Below are 21,968 nucleotides of genomic sequence, written 5' to 3' on the forward strand. Positions count from 1 at the left end.
TAAAAAAGGCAGGGACAAAATTAATTTTGTCCCTGCCTTTTTTGGAGTTTATTGCTGTTGTAAGGCTTGTTGAGCGGCGATGTTCATGATGTTCCATGGGCGATCAAATCCTGGCTGGAAGAAGAAGTCAGCATAAGCAAGATCATCCAATGTCATTTTGCCTTGAATGGCCAAACTGATGGCATTAATATTGGCGGTCACATCACGTTTTGACATGATTTGGGCGCCGAGAATGCGGCCATCAGTAGGCGCATAGGTTAGTTTGAAATAAACCGGTACATTACCAGCAGCTGCGTCGACAAATGGGGGTTGGACGGTATCCGTGACGAAGACTGAAGCCGTCTCAAGACCCAGCGCTTTGGCAGTGCCTGTCTTGACGCCAACTGAAGCGAAGTGGTAGTCGTAAACAGAAAGGGCAGAAGCGCCTGATACTGCTGGCATCTTCACGGCATGATTGAGCACATTCTTGGCGGCGATCCGGCCTTGTCGCCGAGCCACTGTTGCCAAAGCAATCCGATTCTTGTCACCGGTTGGTGCATAAGGGACCAACGTAGCATCCCCAACGGCATAGATATCGGATTGGGACGTTTGTAAGTACTCGTCAACATTAATCAGACCGTGATCATCCAGAGACAATGTGTCTGCTAACCAGTCTGTGTTAGCCCTAATACCTGCTGCTGAGATGACCAAGTCAGCCGGATAGGTTGCTTGATCAGTCGTGACACTCACCACATGGCCATCTTGGCCATCAAAACTTTGAACACTTTGGCCAGTGGCAATATAAATGTCATTAGCTTTGAATGTATCTGCCAAAATATCGGTGAATTCTTCGTCTAAGTATAAACCCAGTGGTCGGGCAATCATGTCGACTAAGGTTACATGCTTACCAGCTTTAGCGAAAACTTCGGCCGCTTCGACGCCGATATAACCCGCTCCAATCACCACAACATTCTTGACGCTAGGGTCAACGGTTTTTGCCTTGAGCTTGATAGCCCAGTCGCGACCGCGCATGGCGTAGACGTTGTCTAATTCGGTCCCGGGGACGGGTAAGTTGGCTGGAACAGCCCCAACACTAAGGACTAATTTGTCATAAGTTTCCGTCCGAGTGGTGTCAGCGGCCAAATCATGGACGGTCACTGTATGGGCAGTTGCATCAACGGCGGTAATTTCTTGTTGCACGAAGACGTGCACGCCGTGAGCCTGAGCATTTTCAGGGGTCTCATAGCGAACGCTATTAACGTCCTTAACAAGACCTTCCAGGTAGAGTTGCATCCCGCAAGATAAGAAGGAGATAAAATCGCCTTTTTCATACCATTGAATCTCAGTATCTGGTTGATCAGCTAGGATACCTTGGACTGTTTCATAACCACCATGAGAAGAACCAACAACAATGACTTTCATGTAATAACCGCCTTTCATTCGTTCGAAATTTAATCGACCACAATCGACTACGTGAACATATTAACATGTTCGCCTGATTTATGCCATGAATGTGCCATCGATTCCAAGGTGAAAATTTAGACCACACAAAAACTTTGACCACTATTGCACAAAAAAACAACTCCGCAGAGTTGTCTAATGACGTTTCACTTGGTGGGTGAGGGTTGTCCCAGTATTTTCATAGTAGCTGAGATAAGGGAAATGCAAGGTGACCGCGGTGCCTTGACCAGGTGTTGAAGCCAAGGTCAAGGAATGCCCAAGTTTTTCGCTAAGTTGTTGCGCGAGAAATAGGCCGAGACCAGTGGCTTTTTGGTTGGCGTTCCGTCCGTTAGTGCCGGTGAAACCTTTCTCAAAAACACGGTGTTGCTCATCCAGGGGAATGCCAATCCCGGTATCTTTGATGGTCAGCTGGACTTCGCCATCGTCATCAGAAACAACGGCGGTAATCTTGCCCCCGGTTGGCGTGTATTTCAGGCTGTTTGAAATAATTTGGGTGAGGATAAAACTGAGCCATTTTTGATCCGTCAACACCTTTTGGTCAGTGCCCTCAAAGCTGTACTGAATATTTTGATCAATGAAACTGTTGCGATTTGCGACAATCACGTCAGCCAGGGTCTGTTTCAGGCTGTAATCTTGGAGTAGATAGTCGTGGCTGAAGCTATCTAGACGAGAATAGTACAAGACTTGGTCAATATAGAAATTGATGCGATCAAGCTGCAGGCTTAATTGATCGACTTTTTCTTCGGGCGCTTGGCCTTCTAGGCTCTCACTGAGTAAACCAGCGGCTGCTAAGGGGACTTTGATTTCGTGAACCCAGGAGTCAATAAAGGCTTGTTGATCGGTTTGACGGTCAATTAAAGTTTCCAGCGTGGAGTGATGGGCTTTAATCACCGCGTTGTAGGTTTGCTCAATCAGTTGTTGATCCCGCCGGTGCCCAAGTGGCATCGGCCAATCCAAGGCCTGATCGGGGTCTTGAAGTCGCTGTTGGAACTGATCGAGCCACTTGCGACTGCGGTAGAAGTTCCAAACCAAGATTCCCACGCCAATCAGGAGCATAATGAAGTTTAGATAAGCAACGGTATCCACTCGGACTAAGTGTCTTGGATCCAGCCAAAGAATCAAATCAATCAACCCCAAGCCGATGATAAATGTGAGACAATGGATAAAATGATCACGTAGGTACGCAGGGAAACGCATGGAATCTCCTCCTAGGGAATGATGTATCCTTGCCCAACTTTTGTTTCAATGTAATTAGGCAGTCCGGCTTCTTCAATTTTCTTGCGGAGACGGTTAATATTCACTGTGAGCGTGTTGTCGTCGACAAAGCGTTCATCGGTCCATAAGTCTTTAAGCAGCCGCGAGCGGGTGACGATTTGGCCATGGGCGCGCATGAGAATTTGCAGGAGCTTGTACTCGTTTTTGGAGAGATTAATCTGGGTATCACCGATCTGGGCCATCCCATTGTTCAAATTGAGTAATAGGCCATTGTGTTCAATAACATCGGTACTCTGGTCACTATAGTTATAAGCGCGGCGCAGCAAGGCATTTATTTTGGCAATCAATACTTCGATTGCAAAGGGCTTATTGATGAAATCATCAGCGCCTAAATTCATCGACATGACTTGGTCCATATTTGTGTTGCGACTAGAAATAAAGATGACCGGAACTTTGCTGACTTCCCGAATTTTTTGGACCCAATAGAAGCCGTCAAACACCGGCAAGTTAATATCAAGTAACACGAGGTTTGGTTTATCGGCCAGAAATTGGTCGAATACTTGATCAAAGTCAGTGACGACGCTGGGTTCAAATTGCCATTTGGCCAGATTGTCACTGATTAGTTGGGCGATGGTACTGTCGTCTTCAACAATCATTATTTTAAACATAGGCTCAACTCCATTCCTTGATATGGTAGCGGTTTTCTCGAGGAAGCACAAGGTGGGGCCACATTTGGAGGATAGAATATGCGTGTCGTGGAAGTGCAACATATTACCAAATATTATGGTTCGCGAAGCAACCGCTTTGCAGCCCTGAACAACTTGTCATTCAAAATTGATGCCGGCGAATTTGTTGGTATCATGGGCCCCAGTGGGGCGGGGAAGTCGACGCTGCTCAACATTATGGCAACGATTGATCAACCTAGTGCCGGCAAGGTGCTCATCGGCAATCAGAATCTGGGTCAGATGACCGATGCAGAGTTGGCGAATTTTCGGCGAGAGAAGTTGGGTTTCATTTTTCAAGATTTCAATCTGCTACCTGACATGACTGTTCAAGAAAACATTGCTTTGCCGCTAACGCTCGGCAAAACGGTTGCACCCGATTTACTCGACCGAGTTAAGATAGCAGCAGAAATTTTGGGACTCAGCAATGTCTTGACTCGATATCCAGAAGCATTGAGTGTGGGCCAACGCCAGCGGGTCGCCAGTGCGCGAGCTATCATTACCCGACCTGAATTAATCTTTGCTGATGAACCGACAGGCAGCTTGGATTCACTTGCTGCAACTGATTTATTACGGTATCTCACGAAACTTAACTTGGAAGAAGACGTTACGATTATGATGGTGACGCATGATGCTTTCACTGCCAGCTACTGTAACCGGATCATCTTCATCAAAGATGGCACGTATTTTGCTGAAGTGACCCGCCGCGGATCACGTCAAGAATTCTTTGATCGGATTATTGATATGGAAGCAACCATCAGTGGGGGGCATCAGCATGTACCTGCGGATCGCGCGTAGTCAGATCAGGCGCCACCGCCGGGTTCTGTTAATCACCGAGTTCGTCACAGCCTTGATGATTATGACAGCGTATGCCATTTTGGCGTTGGCAAATTATCCGGCCTTGTTGAAACCCGCTGCTAAGGCATTGGGCGATGCTCGAATTGTGCCACTATTATTGAATGTGACGCTCGTCGTTTTGCTCTTATTTACTTTTACTTTTCTCGTTTACTTGAACAACTTGGTCACCCAACGGTTGATTCGAGAAGTGGGGGTCTATCGCCTGTACGGACTAAGTCGTAATCGATTGACCGTCACGATGGTTGTGCAGCGCGGGGTATTGGCCCTAGTTACCATTCCAATCGGCTTAGTTATGGGCGTTATTGTTTCTAAATTTTTTGCGATGATTTTAGCCCGGATGCTACACTTGCGAGTCGCCATGAACTTGGTCATTGTGCCTGAAAGTCTTGTCGAAATTGGTGGCTTGTTCTTGGTGATGTATTTGGCCATCGGATTACTTAATGGTTTGTATCTCAACCGGACAAAACTGCTGAATCTATTGACCGCCCGCGTTAATCTCAACCGGGTGACCACGCCAAAAGTTCGCGATTACCTCTTAGGGATAGTGGGGCTGGTGCTGATTGCCGGTGCCTATTACTATACGGAGAATGCGATAGCGATGGTCCGCGTCCTCAATCCAATTTTAGGCCCTTACGGCATGATTATCGGTTTCGGGGTCGTGACCTTAGGTGTGTTGCTCGGTACTTATTGGGTGATTCGGTTTGGCGTTCCAGCGGCAATTGATCAGTTACGTCGGCGCAGCCGGTTTTATTGGAAGAAGAACCGGCCAGCACTTTTTACGAGTATTGTTCAGCGGGTTTATTTTAACGCCCATTCATTGTGGCTGACGACTGTTCTGAGCGCAGTGACCATTACGATGCTCGGAAGTGCAGCGGTCCTTTATCAAGCCGCGCAAACGACGGTTACCGAAAGTACGGCCATGAGTGTGACTGCATCGGCGCAAGGCGTTGGGTTGGTTGAGGAGACTATGCGCGATGCCGGTATTGTGCCAAAGCAACGGTTGTTCATTCAGACGAAGTCGATTGCGGCCCGGGTCCGGTTGATTGATCGCGGCAATGGCGCGGTGACCGAGATGGAACCGTACAGTGCCATGTCGCTGTCGACTTATAATCGCGCCCGAGCGGTCCAGAAGAATTTGCCCAAGCTTCAGCTAACGGGGAAAGAAGCAATCATTATTTTGCCTGAAAAGGCCGTGTATCGAGGTGTCAATCGTGGTGTTCGGACTAACTTTAACCGTCCCATCGAGATTCTCCCCCATCAGTCAACCTTGTATTTAAAGGCGTTCTCCAATCTGTTTCCACTCGGCTACAACAATTATTATTCTCGCATTTTGTTGGTCACAGATGCGACCTATGCCAATCTCAAGGGTGCAAAAGATCGTCTAGCAGGTTTTACCTTGACTGAACAGCAGGCCGCAAAAATCACGGCCAAACTGGGTCGTGATAAAGTGGTGGATCAATATACCCAATACATGACGATTAACGAAAAAACAGGCAGCTATGAGCCTCAAGACTTGGAGACCGACAATCCGGCACTGTTTGGACGCTATAACTATGCTCTCCAAGACCAACAGCAGCAAGAAGTGAATACGTTATTTGGGTTCCTACTTTTCTTGATGATTGTCACCGGCGGGGTGTTCATGTTAGCCACGGGTAGTATTTTGGTCTTGAAGCAGCTGGCCGTGATGCGCGTCGAAGGCCAAAAAATTCAAAGTCTCAAGCGGCTCGGCTGGCCGAGTGAGGTGACGCGCCGGGTGATTTATCAGCAGCTAGCCGTTATTTTCTTCCTACCATTAGCCATTGGCGGGATTCATTCCTTCTTTGCAATCCGGTTCTTCGCCCAGTGGCTGGATAACCCGCCTGGCGTTTTAGGCTTCATTATCGTTGGTATTTATGCCTTGGTGTATAGTGGCTTCTACTTTATGACGGCTAACATCGCGAATCAAATGGAGAATCAGGCAATCAGGCGAGATTCGATTTTTTAATTTGTCAGCCCTGCTACTGGTATTAATCCAACCCTTCGCGTAATATCAAAGCAACTATCTCACAGAAAGTCTTCTGTGAGTGCATACCTTTGATTGTTACTTGGACTTTTTTTGGGTGGGGGGATTGCAATGACGTTGCTTGATTATATTAAACGTCTGTGGCGCCAGAATTTATTTCTCGCGTTTTGGTTAATCTTTAGGGGCCTGGTTCAAACCTTAGCTGGCATGGCCACTGCAAGTGCATTAACCATGCTGGCGGCTCGGAATTTAACGCAATTCCTGGTTTGGACTGGGATCAGTTTAGTGGGCTATTTGCTGTTCTGTTACGGGATTTATCAAGAAATTTACTATTCTCAACGAGTCATTCAGAAATTAGATACAGCTATTCGCAGTGACATTGGAGCGCGTCTGGCGAACCAGAGCTATCTTGATTTTCACAACCAATCGAGTCAAAGTTATGTTTCTTGGTTGACCAATGACATTACAGTCATCAATACAGAAGGTTATCGGAATTTGGTTGATATTGTCTCACAAACTGCAAGCGTCATCTTCAGTTTGATTGCTCTAATTCACTACCACTATTCTTTGGGCTTATTAGCCCTAATCCTAACAATTGTTATGTTTGTTGTGCCAAGATTATTTAATCGGCCGATGCAGGACCAGTCATTGAAGCGAACCGAGGCGAATGAACGGGCCTTAGAGCGCTTTACCGATGTGCTCAATGGATTCGACGAATTGCTGATGTTTAATCTCAAGCGATTGGTGACGCAAAGAATAACGCACGCATCAACCGAATTAGCAATACCAGTTAATCGGTACGCACGGACAACGGGTGCAATGACGGCAACAGTTAACGGTGTGAGCATACTTTGTCAAACGGTGATTACTGCCGCCACTGGTATTCTGTTCTTTAGTCATCTTGTGCCAATTGTGGCCCTCGCTGCCACGCAAAATTTTGCCGGGACGATTTTTGCCGGTTTAACTGGCATTACTGCCAGCGTTATGGCGATGGGGGCGACCAAGCCGATTTTCGAGAAGTTTGCTTCCACGCCAAGCTCAGAAACGCTGACAACTTACACAACAGTCCAATTTCAACATGAGTTGAGATTGGAGGCTGTGGCTTATACTTATGCAGGCAGTCTGGAACCAACGTTGAACGAAGTCAGTATGACTTTCAAGAAGGGTAAGAAGTATGCCATCGTGGGTCCTTCGGGTGTCGGCAAATCCACGCTTGCAAACATTATTGCGGCTAAGCTGACGGACTACCGTGGTCAGATTTTGATTGATAACCAGTCATACCTTGACCTTAATCCTTTAGCAATCCGACAGAATGTGCTCTATGTGAACCAGGCCCCTTATCTATTTATGACGACACTGCGCGAAAATATCACGTTAGGCCAAGCGTTTACTGATGAACAATTGACTGCCGCAATCACTGCGAGTGGCTTGGATGACTTTGTGCAGCAACTACCAGATGGCCTTGAGACAGTTGTGGTGCAAGACGGTCGTAATTTCTCTGGAGGGCAGCGTCAGCGAATCGTCCTTGCCCGAGGACTAATCCGCCACCGTGAAGTGGTTATTCTGGATGAAGCCACTTCGGCATTGGATAAGAAAACAGCTTTGGCAATCGAGACAACCTTGATTAAGAACCCAACTCTCACCGTCATTATGATTACGCACCACTTACTTTCGGAGGTGACAGCGGATTTAGATGCGGTTTATAAGCTATAAGACAAAAAATCTCGCTCAACTGTCATCGTTGAGCGAGATTTTTTATTCTGGGAATACACGCGTATAGCCGGCTTCATGGTAGCCGTTTGAGGCGGCCGCCCGTTGACTGAGTTCTAAGAGTGGTTGAAAGGCCGGAGTATTCTTCAGTGCGAAGAATTGGTGGCCATCATCCCACCCGCTGAGTAAGAGATATTGAATCGCCTTGCTATGCGCTTTGGCGAGTACTAGGGTTTGAATACCTGGAAAGATATCCTGGTGCTCAAAGAGAGTACGGACTTTAGATAAGAAGACCGCTTCATCCTCACTGTTCAGATTAAAATACATTAATTGCAGGAAGCTCTTATCCAGGATTTCGCCACTGCTTAACTCCGCTGTATACTGTAAGGGGTTGGTAAACTGAACTCGGCCAGTGAGATCCAGAATTGCATAATCTTGATCGTGCCCACTTGGTTTCAACAGGGTTAGGGTCGGATGCTGCTTAACGAACTGGGTTAAGAATCGTTCGCTGCCAAAGATTGTTTGAATGAGTTGCATACAATCACCTCCGACTTCAGTATAAGCCTTTCCAACCAAAATACAGCCAAAGGTGGTTTTTGAAATGCAGATTGATATTCTCGGGTATTATGGCGGTTATCCAGCCAACGGCGTCGGTACCAGCGCCTATCTCGTCCGAAGTGGGGATTACGCGCTGTTAATGGATGCAGGGAGTCAAGCGCTATTGGCCTTAGAAAAGCTAATGTCACCAGCGGATTTGGATGCCGTCTTATTGACGCACTATCACCACGATCATACGGCTGATGTCGGTGTTTTGCAGTATAATCGGCAGCTGTCGCCAGATAAGTCAAAAGTTAGTCCGCTGCCTATTTATGGCCATACCATGGACCCATTAAATTTTGCCAGTCTCACTTTTGGACCCTTCACTAAAGCGATGGGATACACGGCAGACAGTCGATTGACCTTAGGACCCTTTGATTTGAGTTTTTTAGCGACAGAACATCCTGTCCCAGCCTTTGCTGTCCGGATCACGGAACGTTCTAGCGGTAAAACACTGGTTAACACGAGTGATACCAGGATGTTTGCTGGGTTACGGCCATTTGCAACAGGTGCGGACTTATTATTGGCGGATGCAAACTTTCTGGCTGATAAGCCCGAACCAAAGTGGCATCTGACTGCACCAGAGGCCGGACAATTGGCGGCTGCAGCTAATGTGAAACAGCTGGTCTTGACCCATCTGCCACAGACGGTGGACCTACAGCTAATGAAAACCCAGGCGCAAGTCGCCGCCGGCGAAGTGCCTGTGACACTAGCGAGCGAAAAGCAGCATTTCGAACTCTAAAATTGGTCTAGTGGGAAATTATTATCTGTCGTGTTTACTAACGCCTTTGATTGGTTAGCGTCATGAATAACTTTACAGTTTTTCTAGGCTCAATGCCCGATTGCGGTTGGCAGTTTTTCAGGCCATGAAAAACATAATAATCGACGTTTAGCGCCGTTTACGCGATTTTAATAGACATATTGATATTTGATGTCCATTACGGCTACCAACAAATATAAAATTTTTTTTTTTAAACTGATTGGTTTGGCCATGCTCAATCCGTTATACTGAAATAGTAAAGAAAAGCTTAACAGCTGACAAAGGAGCGAGCAAAATGGTCACATTATACACATCCCCGAGTTGCACTTCATGCCGTAAGGCACGCGCCTGGTTAAAGGAAAATGATATTCCCTTTACTGAACGCAATATTTTCTCAGATCCTCTAAGTGTCGACGAAATCAAGCACCTTTTGCAGATGACGGAGTCAGGCACTGAAGAAATTATCTCAACCCGTTCAAAGATTTTCCAAGAATTGGGTATTGATTTAGATGATCTGTCCATGAGCGCTTTGATTGAATTGGTGGCTAAAGAACCTGGTTTACTTCGCCGACCAATCATGATGGATGAGAAGCGGTTGCAAGTGGGTTACAATGAAGATGAAATTCGTCGTTTCCTCCCACGTTCTGTCCGGACGTTGGAATTGCAACAAGCACAACTATTAGCTGGATTCTAATTGAAGATTACGATGGAGGAGTCGCAGACAAAACGTTGGTTTTGTTGTGGCTCCTTTTGTGTTACAATCTCTTGGTTTGCCGGGATTGACTTGAACCAAAGCGGTTTAAGCGTTACAATGCGCAAACGGGTAAGTTCTGGTATAATAACCAGTATAGAACCGTGATTAAAGTGAGGTGTAACAATCATGGAAATGGAACGGATTAACGATGATACAATTCGCGTGTTATTAGGCAACGATGACCTGACTGCACGGGGCATAACCGTTTTAGACTTGCTGGGGAATCACAAGCAGATTGAGAGCTTTTTCTACAGCATCCTCGATGAAGTTGACAAAGATCACACTTTTGCGACAAACGACGCCGTCACTTTCCAAGTGATGCCTAGCCAGTCTGGGCTCGAGTTACTCATTAGTAAGAATAATTTCAAAGATGAAAACCAAGACCAATCTGACAATGAAGATATTGAACCAACTTTTCTGGCCGCAGGGGATGATGTTCCCAACTTTATCAAGGAGCAGTTGCAAGGCCTTGATCAAGATGAAGATGACGACCAAGCGTACGATGCTGGTGATTACGTTGAACCCGGCAACTCAGGTCAACGGAATGTGGTCATCAAGATGGCCAGTTTCGAAGATCTTATCAGCCTGGCCAAAGTCCTTCGCTTAGAAGGCGGTACCAGTGACTTGTATCAGTACAAGGGAGACTATTACTTGAGCCTAACTTTCTTTGACAATGCGATTTCAATGCAAGAAGCTAACGACGAAATTGCCATTGCCATGGAGTATGGTGATAAAGCAACAATTTCCGATGATGTTTTGTCCGAGTATGGGCAACGCATTATGGCAACAAGCGCCCTCGAGACTGTTCGTTACTATTTTAAATAAGCATGCAAAAAGCGCAATCGTCAAAAGACGATTGCGCTTTTTTTGTTTAGTTCTCAGGTGATTCGAAGTTTGTTTGGAAATTAACGGTGAAGTTGATGATTTGATCAGCATAAGTTGGATGTTCGTTCATTGATTTAATCGTACTCTTCAATTCTCCTAAGTCATCCGTGATGATGCCGTTCACATCCAGAAACATCATTTGTTGCATTTGGGTGGGATCATCGACGGTCCAAGCATAGACCGCTTGTTTGCGATCTTGTGCATGGCTGATGAAGTCACCATTTAACGTACTTGCTTCCATAGTGTAAGCGTTGGCTGGAGTTTCTGGGAAGACCAAGTTGTACGGTAAGATGTAGCTGACAAAAAGTTTAGGGGCCTTCGTCTTTAAACCATTCACCACACGATAATCGAGGGAATGAATTCGATCATGATTTTTGATGATTCGAGTTTGGTATTTCTTAATGAAATTGTTCAGCATATTCTTGCTGTCCATCGGGGTGGTTTTGATTTCAATCAGTAATTTCTGATGCAATCTTTCAGCGCTGGTTAAGTAATCATCAAAACTAGCAATCTTTGCTGAATGGCCATTCTCTCGGACAGTCAATTTGGTTAATTGGGCTAGGGTGAGGTCGTGGGGCCGTTTGTTGACGCCAGCGAGTGCCTCTAAATTCTCGTCATGCATGACGACGAATTGATGATCCTTGGTTTCGTGGATATCCATTTCCACATAATCAGGGTTTTCTTTGCTCGTCTTCTCCAAAGCCGGGATTGTGTTTTGCACGCCGTTACCATCATCAACCCCGCGGTGAGAAATTGTTAGGGGATTGGACTTTAACAGCCCATCAAGATAGGCGAAGTTGTAGAAACTCATGCTGATCCCAACAATGAGAAGGAACAACACGGCCACACTACGCATAATCCATTTGTGACGGCGTGGTTGCACAGGGACCAGTGGGGGCTCGTGAGCAATCAGGCCACCATCTTCGGCCAATCGTAAGGCGACGCGTAAGACGATAACTGTGTTAAAACTGCTAATGATTTGTTGAATGATTTCTAAGAGACTAAGGTTGCCGACAGCCCAGCCCAAGGCGCTAGATGCAGCATGGGTATCTAGGTAGCTTTGGAATAAGTAAATCAGGCCTGAAGCGCCATATGTGAGAACGGTACTAATCAATGTAATCAGAAAAATCCGCCAGGTCAGTCGCCAGAATTGGTGCCGAGACGCCCGAAAGCTTTCACCAATCATTGCGTTGCTTGACTCGGTGCCCAAGATGACAGCTGGGATCAAGGTCAAAAACCGGACTGCCACCCAGTAAATCGCAATCAGAAGCACAGCGGCTAATGCCGTTAACCAAGGATTGGCCAAGATGTATTCGCCGATAAATTCGGGCACCTTCGCCTTAGAGAGCAGTTGACTGTTGAAGACGAATTTACCAAACGGCAGAATGACGATGAAATAGCCCAAAAAGAATAGGGCTGTTTTGACCGTTAACCGTGAAAGGCTGTGAAAGGCCTGTTTAAAAATACTCAGAATCCGAAACGGTCGGTTAGCACGAATTGTTTGAATCCCAATCATGAGACTGGAGAATTGCAAATAAACCGTCAGGAGAATCACAAGGAGTAGCAGAACCAGGCTCAACGCCACCAAGGGGGCGTGTGTGATGATATAGCCGAGGTTGGTATACGACACGTAGCCGATGTGGCCAAGCTGTAAACTTTTTTCGGCCACCCAGTTGAAGATTGGGATGAGGATGAGACTAACGATGAGGTTAATCCCAATAATTAGGGTTAGATAGCTACCCCAACGTTTAAAGAAATCACGGATTTCTGGTAGAATAAATGCTTTTTTGTTCATGACTTGCCTCTAATCTAAAGTTTTTAACTGGCCAATAACACTATCTAACTCGGTCAGGCCCTTTTTGGTTAATTCTTGATCGAGTTCAGCGTTAAGGCGAGTGAAGATTTCTGGCCCTTCTTCGTAGAGGGCGGTTCCGACTTGCACTAAACTGGCGCCACACAATAATAGGTCGTAGACATCACGACCCGATTTGACGCCGCCAGTGCCGATGATTTGAATTTCAGGTTTCAAGCGTTGCGCAAAAGCTCGGACATTCGCGAGGGCAATTGGTTTGGCATAATCGCCGCCGATGCCGCCAAACCCGCCCTTAGGTTTGATCGCCACCGTATCACTGTCAGGGTTGACCCAGAGGCCGTTGCCAAGGCTATTAATTGAGTTGACGTAAATAAGTGGGTACCGATTCAAGATGGCGGCCATTTCATCAAACTGCGCTAAATCGAAGTAAGGGGGTAACTTCACGCCCATCGGTTTAGAAAAAAAGCTAAAGATGTCATCAAGTAATGTGGCGGTAGCCTCCAAATCATAGGCCACTTGAGGTTTGCCAGGGACATTAGGACAACTCAAATTGAGCTCCGTCAGGCCGTTAAACTCGTTGTCATTAATCATGTGCGCCATAGCGATATTATCGGCGTGGGATAATCCCGCAATCGACATAAAAATTGGCTTGGTGGGATGGGTGTTTTGGAAGTCCAAAGCGTAATCCAGGTAATAGGGGAGGCCTAAGTTGGGCAGGCCCATTGAATTGATACTACCCAGCGCCAAGTGCGCGTACCGCGGTTCGGGATTACCTAATCGGGATGCCATCGTGGCACTTTTGGTTGTCAATGTGCCGGCATCAGAAGCTGCCATCGCATCCAGTTGGAGTTGGTCGTAGCAGTAGACACCACTTGCATTCATGAGTGGGTTGGCGAACTGAAAGTCGCCCAGATGAGTTGCTAAATTTGGCATAAGCCCTTCCTTTCGTGGTGCGCTTTTCATTTTATTTAAGCACATAAACCATTGTTTTCCTAGTTTGACGCCGGCACAAAAAAACGTCTTTTGCTCAAGAAGCTAAAGACGTGTTTATATAAATGCGTTGGTCATCAAAGCTGCCAGGGCGATGCCAAAGGCTGCCAATGTGACTTGCCGAGGCCGTTTCGGATTTTTATCCCGGGCCATGGTAATTAACCAAATGACCAAACCAACGACAAAAACCAGGCTACTGATGAGAAAAATCCATAGGGTGATGATAGCTAGCCAGTTCATCGCTTACCTCGTTTGCTTGATACCGCACCAGTTTGCGCAAATAATTTACGCTTGCGATCATTCCAGAAATCTTCTGAAAGGTTGCGATAGAAGATCGCAGTATTGCACCCAGGACATATCTTGGTGCCAAAGGGCATTTTTGTTTGACACACGGGACATTGATAATCTTGAACAGGATCCATTGTTATCACCTCTTCACTAGTCTAGCACAAGCCTTTAGCCAGCTGTTAATTGGGTGTGCGGATCGATTAAATTCGCAATCTTATTGGCATTGGTGCGGATTTCTTCAGGCGGGCGCTGTGCTAAGGTGAAATAGTTCTCCATCTTATGAGGATCAAAGTCTTCGGTGACACTGACAAGGGAATAGAAGACATTATCCGGCACTTCAGTGGGTAAGGTGGTTAAGGCGTAAGCTGCAGTGGCGGCCTCCTGTTTGGGAGCGTGAGTTAAATAATCGCTCAAGACGCGATAGGCGTAATACACCGTTTCGTCATAGTTTTCACCCAGCGCAAACAAATGGGGGAGATTGACGAAAGTAATGGTGTATCCATGAGCGGTGCGTTCATTCTTGGCGACAAAAAAATACCGTCGATTGGTTGTTGGCATCAAAACCGCCTCGCTTTCTAAAATCCGGATTTGGGAAACATCCTGTGATTATTATATATTAATGAGAATTAAAAAGAAAGTCTAAGCCTTCTCTCATTAAATTTAAATCTAAACGCGCTTGCAAATCTTTACCTATCCGTTATAATTATTTGTGTTGTGGTAACACATGCGGTTGTAGTTTAGTGGTAAAACTCCAGCTTCCCAAGCTGGTGTCGCGAGTTCGATTCTCGTCAACCGCTTAACGGATTTCGCCATGGGTCTTCGGATTCATGGCGAAATGTCGTTTATCTTCCTTTGAAGACGATGAGGAATTAGGACTTTGATTGATCAGTGACGGCCTGGTAGTGGGAATGGCCGCAATCATCCCTAAGGCGCGCTTCCGAGAAGGCAATTAAACATTAAAGTGGACAATGTCAATTAGAGTGGTACCGCGGGCGCGTCTCGTCTCTTTCAGGTTAACTGGAAGGGATGGGCGCGTCTTTTCATATAAGGAGGAACATCATGGACTTTAAACAATCAGTTGTCACCGCACTGGCGGCCGTACTCAAGGATCAGATGGATGAAGCTGCAATTACTAATTTAGTCGAAACCCCAAAGAGCTCTGATTTAGGGGATTATGCGTTTCCAACTTTTGCCTTAGCGAAAGTTTATCGGAAGGCGCCAGTGACAATCGCCCAAGATTTGGTTAGCCAAATCGACGCTACGCCGTTTGAAGCGGTCAAAGCTGTTGGCGGTTATGTTAACTTTTTCTTGAACAAAGTCAGCTTTGCTCACCAAGTGCTGACGGATATTGCGGAACAAGGGGAACATTTCGGGGACCAGCAACTGGGGAGTGGGAATGTCCCAATCGATATGTCCAGCCCTAACATTGCTAAACCGATGTCAATGGGTCACTTGCGCTCAACTGTCATTGGGAATGCCTTAGCCAATATTTTGACCAAGGTCGGCTATTCACCAATTCGGATTAATCATCTCGGCGACTGGGGCACCCAGTTTGGGAAGTTAATCGTGGCTTACAAGCTTTGGGGTAGTGAAGAAGCGGTTAAAACCGATCCCATCAGCAACTTGTTGGAATATTACGTCCGTTTCCACGAAGAAGCTGAGACCCAGCCTGAGTTGAATGATGAAGCCCGGGCCTGGTTTAAGAAATTGGAAGATGGGGACGAAGAAGCCACTCGGCTGTGGTCGTGGTTCCGTGAAGAATCTTTGAAAGAATTCAATCGGATTTATGCGATGCTTGATATTGATTTTGATTCATACAACGGCGAAGCTTTCTACAACGACAAGATGGATGGCGTGATTGCGACTTTAGAGCATGAGCATCTGCTGAAAGAAAGTCAGGGTGCAGAAATTGTTGATCTGTCCCAATATGATTTAAACCCTGCCTTGATTAAAAAGTCTGATGGCGCGACCCTGTACATGACTCGGGACCTGGCCGCCGCAATTTACCGGCATGATACTTATAACTTTGTTCAAAGCTTGTATGTTGTTGGGAATGAACAGCGTGAACATTTTGAACAGTTAAAGGCTGTTTTGAAAGAAATGGGCTATGACTGGGCCGACGATATTCACCATATTCCATTTGGCCTGATTACTTCTGGGGGGAAGAAGCTTTCAACGCGTAAAGGCAATGTGATTCTCCTTGAACGCGTCTTAAACGATGCCATCCAATTAGCCAAGGACCAAATTGCAACTAAGCATCCAGACTTAGCGAACGCCGATCAGGTGGCTCACGAGGTTGGGGTGGGCGCGGTTATTTTCCACGATTTAAAGAATGAACGCCTTGATAGCTTCGACTTTAACCTTGAAGAAGTTGTTCGGTTTGAAGGTGAAACCGGCCCTTACGTGCAATACACCAATGCTCGGGCCCACAGCATCCTGAGCAAAACCTCGGTTCAACCTGCACCAGAAGTTGGGTTAACAGATGAATCCGCTTGGGAAATTCTCAAGCAGTTGGCCGATTACCCTAATGTGATCGCACGGGCCGCTCGGATTTATGAACCTTCAGTGATTGCCAAGTATGCCCTCCGCCTGGCTAAAGCCTTCAATCAATACTATGCCAATACTAAAATCTTGATTGATGATGCGGAATTGCCAGCTCGCTTAGCGTTAGTTCAAAGTACCACGCAGATTTTGACCAATGCGTTGGGACTTTTAGGCGTCGCGGCACCAGAAGAGATGTAGTTTTAGGTTAAACTTGGTATACTAAAGCTATAAAGAGGTGGAAGTCATGAACAAAACTGAACGCCAAAGTGCCTTGGCCAAGATTATTAACCAAAAACCGATTGCGACCCAAGAGGAGTTACTCAGCGAGCTGAAAGCTGCTGGGATTGACGCGACTCAGGCCACGATTTCTCGCGATATTCGTGAGATGCGGGTGGTTAAAGCGCAAGATGCCAGTGGCCGCTTGCGGTATGCGATTTTTAGAGCTGACTCACAATCGCAGCTTGAGCGCTTGGCGGCTTCAATCCGGGAAGTTGGGTTAGGGATTACCCAAGTTCAGTTCTTGAACGTGATTGCCACCTTACCCAGCAATGGGAATTTACTGGCGGCGATGATTGATGATTTGCATTTTCCGCAAGTGGTCGGCACGGTTGCCGGTCATGATACTGTCGTGGTCATTTCGCCTGACGTTAAGGCAGCGACCTGGTTTAAAGATCAATTCGATAAAACATTTGCGATGTAATGTTAAGTAAATAGGCTGAGTGCTCATCATGTGCACTCAGCCTATTTATTTGCGGTTAAAAGGCCCGCGGAATATTCACGACGAGTAATTCTTTGGTGAAAGGACGCAGGAGCTTCATCTCGGCTGCTTGTAACTGCATGTTCCCAGTCGGTTGGAGATGATATAGCGGGTCGCCGACAATGGGATGGCCGATGGCGGCTAAGTGGACCCGAATCTGATGGGTCCGCCCCGTTTCTAGTTGCAGATAAACTGTGGTGGTGGTGTCATCTTGGGCCACCACTTGGTAGTGGGTTGTGGCCGGCAAACCATCTGGGGTAATCATGCGCTTGCGTTTGTCAGTGGGATCAAGTCCAATGGCTTCAGAAATTGTCCCGTCAGTTGCCAGCTTGCCACTAACTTGAGCAAAGTATTGGCGGTGCATGATTTTGGTGGCTAATTCGCGATTGATAATTGCTTGTGAAAGTGGGTCTTTAGCCACAAGCAACAAGCCGCTGGTGGCCATATCCAAGCGATGCGTAATGTAAGCTGGCATCGGCGCGAGGTAGGCCGCAATCCGATTGAGGGCAGTGCCATTTTCCCCGGGCTGGTTAGGATGCGTTTTGATGCCAGCGGGTTTGTTAACAATCAATAATTGCGCATCTTCGTAAACAATGGGGATCTGTGTTGGGTCCAAGGCATAGACCGGTGGTTCACTATCTTGATAGTCCAAGGTAACGCGATCGCCTTGGGCCACTGGCGCATTGAAATAACGGTACGTTGAATTGAGCATAATCCCGTGTGTCGTGCGCAACTCATGCTGCGTTCTCTTAGGGACTAACAATTCAGTCAGCATCTCCCGGACGCTTGCATAGGCGTGTGTGGTGATAACCTGTTGATGGAAGTGCATTCTGTCGCCTCCTGAATTAAAAAACTGCTAAGTTTTAGTATCGGCCCCGGCACGGTGAATTGCAATATGCTAGAATGGTGCAGACGCAGATAGGAGGTTAACATGGGAATGTTTCATGATCTGTGGCAAAAGGCCAAACCGGTATTAAGCCGAACCTGGCAACAAATCAGATGGATTTTCCATCGCTTCCAGCTTATTCGCTGGGCCATCTTAGCAGTACTCTTGTTGGTTTTGGCCATGAGTACTTTCTTCACGTATAAGGCCAAAACGGCCGATGTCCAGGACATTAAAAGTTCACTCCAAACAAAAACTGTGATTTTGGACGCCAACAATCAGAAGGCGGGCCAACTGTATGGTCAAAAGGGCACCTATGTGAACCTGGATGCCATTTCTAAATCAGTACAAGACGCGGTCATTTCGACTGAAGACCGCACTTTCTATACCAACCCCGGATTCTCCATCAAAGGAATTCTGCGGTCGGCAGTTAATCTGGTCCTTCACCACGGAGAAATCACTGGTGGGGGGAGTACCATTACGCAGCAGTTGGCTAAGAACACCCTGTTGACGCAGAAACAAACTTTGATGCGTAAAGGCCAGGAAATTTTCTTGGCTGTCCAATTAAACAAGGTCTATTCAAAAGCTGATATCTTGACGATGTATTTGAACAATGCTTACTTCGGTAATGGGGTGTGGGGGGTTCAGGATGCCGCTAAACGCTATTTTGGCGTCGATGCCAGTCAGTTAGATGCCAGCCAAGGGGCAATTATTGCTGCCATGTTGAGAAGTCCCAGCTTCTATAATCCAGCTGATCACTTGGATAATGCCCGATCACGCCGCAATCTTGTGTTGGACTTAATGGTGGCTAACAACAAGTTAACCGCTCAGCAGGCCGCTGCCGCCAAAGCTGAACCAATTCAAGTCGTAGATCGCTATTCCACTGACTCGGCCGAGAAGTATCCATATTACTTTGACGCCGTGATTGAAGAAGCCACTAAGGCTGGATTCAAACTCGATGATATTTTGAATAAGGGTTACAAAATCTATACGAACCTTGATCAAACCTATCAAACTAAACTTGAACAAACCTACGCGCAAGATTGGATTTTCCCTCAGGCAGCTGCCGATGGTACCAAACCACAGAGTGCTTCAATTGCCCTTGATCCCAAAACTGGTGCAGTGAGAGGCGTTGTTGGCGGGCGGGGCGACCATCAATTCTTGGGCTTCAACTATGCGACCCAATTACAACGGAGTCCTGGCTCAACGATTAAGCCGTTAATGGTGTACACGCCAGCGCTCGAGAATGGGTATCACTATGATTCTGTGTTGGTTGATAAGAAACAGAGTTATGGGAAAAACAATTACACGCCAACTAACGCCACCGGCACCTACCTGGGCTCAGTGCCAATGTACACAGCTTTAGCTGATTCACTCAATGCGCCGGCTGTGTGGCTCCTGAACAAAATCGGTGTTCAGACCGGGGTCGATAGTTTGGATAAATTCGGCTTGCAGCTTAAATCAGGGGACCAGAATTTAGCCGCGGCGTTAGGTGGGGTGACCACCGGGTTTTCACCACTGCAGATGGCCCGAGCGTATTCTGCGTTTGCCAATGGCGGTTCGATTGTTGAACCCCATTTTATCCGCAAGATTGTGGATGCGACGGGCCAAACGGTCTTAGATAATGGGACGCCAACCACCAAACGGATTATGTCCGCATCGGTCGCTAAAGAAATGACCAGTATGATGATTGGCACCTTTAAGGATGGGACCGGGATGACGGCAGCCCCCAGCGGGTATACTGTTGCTGGTAAGACCGGGAGTACCGAAGTGCCAAGTCAGTGGGGCTATGGGACCAAAGATCAATGGGTCATTGGTTACACTCCCGATATTGTTGTGTCTACCTGGGTCGGCTTTAACAATACGGATACGAATCATTTCCTAGCCGGTACCAGTGAGAACGGAGTTGCCCCGATTTTTAAGTTGGAAATGGAGAACTTACTTCCAAACACGCCACAGACAGCCTTTAACACCAAGGACGCCAAGTCGATGGCCCAGCTGCAAACCCCAGATGGCTCCGGCGATATCTTGGGCAATGTTGAAGGCGCGATTAAAAATGGATTAGATAAAGCCAAAGATACACTCGGAGAATGGTACAATGGTTTGCGTGGTATGTTCGATTAAAAAATTTAAAAGTGAGGTCTATAATGGCTAACGTTTATGATAGCGCCAATCAAATGGCGAAAGATTTACAGACAACCCAACAATTTCAGGATTTAAAGCAAGCCTTTGACATGTTGAAATTAGACACAGTTGCTTATGCTTTGTTCCAACAATTCCAACAAAAGCAAATGGAATTACAACAAAAGCAAATGCAAGGTGAAGAATTCTCAGACGATGATATTAAGTCGCTTCAAGACTTAGGCCAGAAGATGCAAGACATCGCCCCAATCCAAACTTTGATGGCAAAGGAACAACAATTGTCACAAATGATGGATGAAATTAACCAAATCATTAGCGAACCAATTGTAGGCATTTATCGCGGCACTGACGCCCAATAAGCTGTGACAACAGATGGGGAGAGAATGCGGATTAAGAGGGGTTGATGCTAAAGCCTGATTGTAGGCTTTGAATCAATCCCAATTAACTGGAATTTTCTGCCTTTTGGAACGCGATTAAGCAGTGACGCAACCAAAACGACAAACGCTCGCGTTTGTCGTTTTTTTGTGCAAACCCCCAGCTGGCTTTGCTATTTATCGTTATTATCGGTATGATAATGCCAGCACAGCATTCTAGAGAAGGTGGCAACTATGGCCAAAAGATTATTTGATTATCAAAACGAAGAAGACGTGAATTTACCCGTCCTCATTAAATCCGCAGAAGTTCGCATTGCCAAGAATGGCAAGAAATTTATCGCGTTCAATTTCCAAGACCAGTCAGGACATATCTCCGCGAAGTATTGGAATGCTTCTGAAGCAGATATTGCTCAGTTCCAACCAGGAGAAGTCGTGTTACTTGGTGGCAAGCGCGAATTGTATCAGGGCAATCCCCAGATCAAAATTAATAGCCTGCGCTTAGCCACTCAAGAAGAAGGTAATAATCCTGCTGACTTCATGGAAAAGGCTCCTGAAGCGACTGACGAAATGAGCGAGGCACTCAACGAATTCATTTTTGAAATTACGAATGCCAATTGGAATCGGATTGTTCGTAAAGTCTTGGCTGATCATCAGCAAGCCTTTTTGACTTATCCGGCTGCCAAATCGAATCATCATGCGTTTGCTGGTGGTTTAGCGTTCCACACGCTCAGCATTCTCCGGTTGGCGCGGAGCGTGGCTGAACAATACTCAGCCGTTAATAAGTCACTCCTGTATGCTGGGGCAATTTTGCATGATTTGGGCAAGACAATTGAACTCAGTGGGCCAATGTCGACTGAATACACAGTGGCCGGAAACCTGATCGGCCACATTGTGCTTGTGGATGAATTGGTCGTTGAAGCGGCCCAGACGCTCAAAATTGACGAGAACGCCGAAGACATGCTGCTGTTACGGCATGTGATTTTGGCGCACCATGGCTTACTTGAGTATGGATCACCAGTACGCCCCCAACTACTTGAAGCACAAATCCTCCATGATCTTGATGAATTGGATGCTTCCATCAACATGCTGACGACTGCCTATCAACATGCTGAACCCGGCACATTCACTGAGCGACTTTTTGGGATGGACAATCGTCGGTTCTACCGGCCAAGTAAGGGCCAGACCTATCCAGATCCTGGGTTACAATCAAAATAACCATTTTCACTAAAAAGAC

The 21,968-nt window shown here is 46.6% G+C and carries 20 protein-coding genes and 1 tRNA gene; 12 read left to right on the top strand and 9 right to left on the bottom strand.

All coding sequences use genetic code 11. The features are described 5' to 3' along the window. Positions 1-48: 48 nt before the first annotated feature. The 3 genes from FC34_RS00840 to FC34_RS00850 all read right to left on the bottom strand — a co-directional run bounded on the left by FC34_RS00840 (position 49) and on the right by FC34_RS00850 (position 3,323). Positions 49-1,401 carry an FAD-dependent oxidoreductase gene (locus FC34_RS00840; RefSeq protein WP_057893487.1) on the bottom strand — a complete coding sequence of 451 codons (1,353 nt, stop codon included), beginning with the start codon at positions 1,399-1,401 and terminating at the stop codon, positions 49-51. A 174-nt stretch (positions 1,402-1,575) separates the two neighbouring features. After that, positions 1,576-2,637 (bottom strand): sensor histidine kinase, encoded by a 1,062-nt coding sequence (locus tag FC34_RS00845; protein ID WP_057893488.1) that lies wholly within the window; start codon positions 2,635-2,637, stop codon positions 1,576-1,578. Between the two features lie 11 nt (positions 2,638-2,648). Then, positions 2,649-3,323: a response regulator transcription factor gene (locus FC34_RS00850; RefSeq protein ID WP_057893489.1), complete on the bottom strand. Its 675-nt coding sequence runs from the start codon at positions 3,321-3,323 to the stop codon at positions 2,649-2,651. Between the two features lie 78 nt (positions 3,324-3,401). Here FC34_RS00850 and FC34_RS00855 point away from each other — a divergent pair, with 78 nt between their 5' ends. The 3 genes from FC34_RS00855 to FC34_RS00865 all read left to right on the top strand — a co-directional run bounded on the left by FC34_RS00855 (position 3,402) and on the right by FC34_RS00865 (position 7,950). Beyond that, positions 3,402-4,175, top strand: coding sequence for an ABC transporter ATP-binding protein (locus FC34_RS00855; RefSeq protein WP_057893490.1), 774 nt, complete (start codon positions 3,402-3,404; stop codon positions 4,173-4,175). Then, complete coding sequence (locus FC34_RS00860; RefSeq protein ID WP_057893491.1) at positions 4,153-6,219, top strand: FtsX-like permease family protein; 2,067 nt, start codon at positions 4,153-4,155, stop codon at positions 6,217-6,219. The genes FC34_RS00855 and FC34_RS00860 overlap by 23 nt, the downstream gene beginning before the upstream one ends. A 129-nt stretch (positions 6,220-6,348) precedes the next feature. After that, positions 6,349-7,950 carry an ABC transporter ATP-binding protein gene (locus FC34_RS00865; protein ID WP_057893492.1) on the top strand — a complete coding sequence of 534 codons (1,602 nt, stop codon included), beginning with the start codon at positions 6,349-6,351 and terminating at the stop codon, positions 7,948-7,950. Positions 7,951-7,992: 42 nt separating this feature from the next. On the opposite strand, the gene FC34_RS00870 is transcribed toward FC34_RS00865, so the two are convergent. After that, entirely contained in the window at positions 7,993-8,484 is a 492-nt protein-coding gene (locus tag FC34_RS00870) for a hypothetical protein (protein ID WP_057893493.1), read from the bottom strand. 64 nt (positions 8,485-8,548) lie between these two features. Between FC34_RS00870 and FC34_RS00875 the strand changes: the two genes are divergently transcribed. The 3 genes from FC34_RS00875 to FC34_RS00885 all read left to right on the top strand — a co-directional run bounded on the left by FC34_RS00875 (position 8,549) and on the right by FC34_RS00885 (position 10,883). Continuing rightward, entirely contained in the window at positions 8,549-9,286 is a 738-nt protein-coding gene (locus FC34_RS00875; protein WP_057893494.1) for an MBL fold metallo-hydrolase, read from the top strand. 313 nt (positions 9,287-9,599) lie between these two features. Continuing rightward, positions 9,600-9,998: a transcriptional regulator SpxA gene (gene spxA, locus FC34_RS00880; RefSeq protein WP_057893495.1), complete on the top strand. Its 399-nt coding sequence runs from the start codon at positions 9,600-9,602 to the stop codon at positions 9,996-9,998. A gap of 186 nt (positions 9,999-10,184) precedes the next feature. Continuing rightward, entirely contained in the window at positions 10,185-10,883 is a 699-nt protein-coding gene (locus FC34_RS00885; RefSeq protein ID WP_057893496.1) for an adaptor protein MecA, read from the top strand. A 46-nt stretch (positions 10,884-10,929) separates the two neighbouring features. Here FC34_RS00885 and FC34_RS00890 read toward each other — a convergent pair whose 3' ends face one another. The 4 genes from FC34_RS00890 to FC34_RS00910 all read right to left on the bottom strand — a co-directional run bounded on the left by FC34_RS00890 (position 10,930) and on the right by FC34_RS00910 (position 14,592). Beyond that, positions 10,930-12,738 carry a glycerophosphoryl diester phosphodiesterase membrane domain-containing protein gene (locus tag FC34_RS00890; protein WP_057893497.1) on the bottom strand — a complete coding sequence of 603 codons (1,809 nt, stop codon included), beginning with the start codon at positions 12,736-12,738 and terminating at the stop codon, positions 10,930-10,932. A 9-nt stretch (positions 12,739-12,747) separates the two neighbouring features. Then, positions 12,748-13,689: a dihydroorotate oxidase gene (locus FC34_RS00895; protein ID WP_057893498.1), complete on the bottom strand. Its 942-nt coding sequence runs from the start codon at positions 13,687-13,689 to the stop codon at positions 12,748-12,750. A gap of 114 nt (positions 13,690-13,803) precedes the next feature. Further along, complete coding sequence (locus FC34_RS00900; RefSeq protein ID WP_057893499.1) at positions 13,804-13,986, bottom strand: hypothetical protein; 183 nt, start codon at positions 13,984-13,986, stop codon at positions 13,804-13,806. Positions 13,987-14,202: 216 nt separating this feature from the next. Beyond that, the gene (locus FC34_RS00910) at positions 14,203-14,592 is read right to left on the bottom strand and encodes a hypothetical protein (protein WP_057893501.1); all 390 of its coding nucleotides are present in this window, start codon (positions 14,590-14,592) and stop codon (positions 14,203-14,205) included. Positions 14,593-14,760: 168 nt separating this feature from the next. Between FC34_RS00910 and FC34_RS00915 the strand changes: the two genes are divergently transcribed. The 3 genes from FC34_RS00915 to FC34_RS00925 all read left to right on the top strand — a co-directional run bounded on the left by FC34_RS00915 (position 14,761) and on the right by FC34_RS00925 (position 17,278). Beyond that, positions 14,761-14,831, top strand: a tRNA-Gly gene (locus FC34_RS00915). Positions 14,832-15,093: 262 nt separating this feature from the next. Continuing rightward, the gene (gene argS / locus FC34_RS00920; protein WP_057893502.1) at positions 15,094-16,776 is read left to right on the top strand and encodes an arginine--tRNA ligase; all 1,683 of its coding nucleotides are present in this window, start codon (positions 15,094-15,096) and stop codon (positions 16,774-16,776) included. A 46-nt stretch (positions 16,777-16,822) separates the two neighbouring features. Beyond that, a complete protein-coding gene (locus FC34_RS00925) occupies positions 16,823-17,278 on the top strand; it encodes an arginine repressor (protein ID WP_057893503.1) in 456 nt (151 codons plus the stop codon). Between the two features lie 55 nt (positions 17,279-17,333). Here FC34_RS00925 and FC34_RS00930 read toward each other — a convergent pair whose 3' ends face one another. Beyond that, positions 17,334-18,164 carry an RluA family pseudouridine synthase gene (locus tag FC34_RS00930; RefSeq protein WP_057893504.1) on the bottom strand — a complete coding sequence of 277 codons (831 nt, stop codon included), beginning with the start codon at positions 18,162-18,164 and terminating at the stop codon, positions 17,334-17,336. Positions 18,165-18,266: 102 nt separating this feature from the next. Here FC34_RS00930 and FC34_RS00935 point away from each other — a divergent pair, with 102 nt between their 5' ends. The 3 genes from FC34_RS00935 to FC34_RS00945 all read left to right on the top strand — a co-directional run bounded on the left by FC34_RS00935 (position 18,267) and on the right by FC34_RS00945 (position 21,949). After that, positions 18,267-20,342 (top strand): PBP1A family penicillin-binding protein, encoded by a 2,076-nt coding sequence (locus FC34_RS00935; RefSeq protein WP_083479191.1) that lies wholly within the window; start codon positions 18,267-18,269, stop codon positions 20,340-20,342. Between the two features lie 23 nt (positions 20,343-20,365). Next, the gene (locus FC34_RS00940; RefSeq protein ID WP_057893505.1) at positions 20,366-20,719 is read left to right on the top strand and encodes a YlbF family regulator; all 354 of its coding nucleotides are present in this window, start codon (positions 20,366-20,368) and stop codon (positions 20,717-20,719) included. Positions 20,720-20,968: 249 nt separating this feature from the next. Further along, a complete protein-coding gene (locus tag FC34_RS00945) occupies positions 20,969-21,949 on the top strand; it encodes a 3'-5' exoribonuclease YhaM family protein (RefSeq protein WP_057893506.1) in 981 nt (326 codons plus the stop codon). Positions 21,950-21,968: the final 19 nt, after the last annotated feature.

Origin of the sequence: Lacticaseibacillus brantae DSM 23927, from assembly GCF_001436115.1 — a bacterium.
GTDB lineage: Bacteria > Bacillota > Bacilli > Lactobacillales > Lactobacillaceae > Lacticaseibacillus > Lacticaseibacillus brantae.

Excerpts from the sequence above, each read along its gene's own strand:
- FC34_RS00840 (WP_057893487.1), bottom strand. The coding sequence starts at position 1,401 with ATGAAAGTCATTGTTGTTGGTTCTTCTCATGGTGGTTATGAAACAGTC.
- FC34_RS00845 (WP_057893488.1), bottom strand. The coding sequence starts at position 2,637 with ATGCGTTTCCCTGCGTACCTACGTGATCATTTTATCCATTGTCTCACA.
- FC34_RS00850 (WP_057893489.1), bottom strand. The coding sequence starts at position 3,323 with ATGTTTAAAATAATGATTGTTGAAGACGACAGTACCATCGCCCAACTA.
- FC34_RS00855 (WP_057893490.1), top strand. The coding sequence starts at position 3,402 with ATGCGTGTCGTGGAAGTGCAACATATTACCAAATATTATGGTTCGCGA.
- FC34_RS00860 (WP_057893491.1), top strand. The coding sequence starts at position 4,153 with ATGTACCTGCGGATCGCGCGTAGTCAGATCAGGCGCCACCGCCGGGTT.
- FC34_RS00865 (WP_057893492.1), top strand. The coding sequence starts at position 6,349 with ATGACGTTGCTTGATTATATTAAACGTCTGTGGCGCCAGAATTTATTT.
- FC34_RS00870 (WP_057893493.1), bottom strand. The coding sequence starts at position 8,484 with ATGCAACTCATTCAAACAATCTTTGGCAGCGAACGATTCTTAACCCAG.
- FC34_RS00875 (WP_057893494.1), top strand. The coding sequence starts at position 8,549 with ATGCAGATTGATATTCTCGGGTATTATGGCGGTTATCCAGCCAACGGC.
- spxA (WP_057893495.1), top strand. The coding sequence starts at position 9,600 with ATGGTCACATTATACACATCCCCGAGTTGCACTTCATGCCGTAAGGCA.
- FC34_RS00885 (WP_057893496.1), top strand. The coding sequence starts at position 10,185 with ATGGAAATGGAACGGATTAACGATGATACAATTCGCGTGTTATTAGGC.
- FC34_RS00890 (WP_057893497.1), bottom strand. The coding sequence starts at position 12,738 with ATGAACAAAAAAGCATTTATTCTACCAGAAATCCGTGATTTCTTTAAA.
- FC34_RS00895 (WP_057893498.1), bottom strand. The coding sequence starts at position 13,689 with ATGCCAAATTTAGCAACTCATCTGGGCGACTTTCAGTTCGCCAACCCA.
- FC34_RS00900 (WP_057893499.1), bottom strand. The coding sequence starts at position 13,986 with ATGAACTGGCTAGCTATCATCACCCTATGGATTTTTCTCATCAGTAGC.
- FC34_RS00910 (WP_057893501.1), bottom strand. The coding sequence starts at position 14,592 with ATGCCAACAACCAATCGACGGTATTTTTTTGTCGCCAAGAATGAACGC.
- argS (WP_057893502.1), top strand. The coding sequence starts at position 15,094 with ATGGACTTTAAACAATCAGTTGTCACCGCACTGGCGGCCGTACTCAAG.
- FC34_RS00925 (WP_057893503.1), top strand. The coding sequence starts at position 16,823 with ATGAACAAAACTGAACGCCAAAGTGCCTTGGCCAAGATTATTAACCAA.
- FC34_RS00930 (WP_057893504.1), bottom strand. The coding sequence starts at position 18,164 with ATGCACTTCCATCAACAGGTTATCACCACACACGCCTATGCAAGCGTC.
- FC34_RS00935 (WP_083479191.1), top strand. The coding sequence starts at position 18,267 with ATGGGAATGTTTCATGATCTGTGGCAAAAGGCCAAACCGGTATTAAGC.
- FC34_RS00940 (WP_057893505.1), top strand. The coding sequence starts at position 20,366 with ATGGCTAACGTTTATGATAGCGCCAATCAAATGGCGAAAGATTTACAG.
- FC34_RS00945 (WP_057893506.1), top strand. The coding sequence starts at position 20,969 with ATGGCCAAAAGATTATTTGATTATCAAAACGAAGAAGACGTGAATTTA.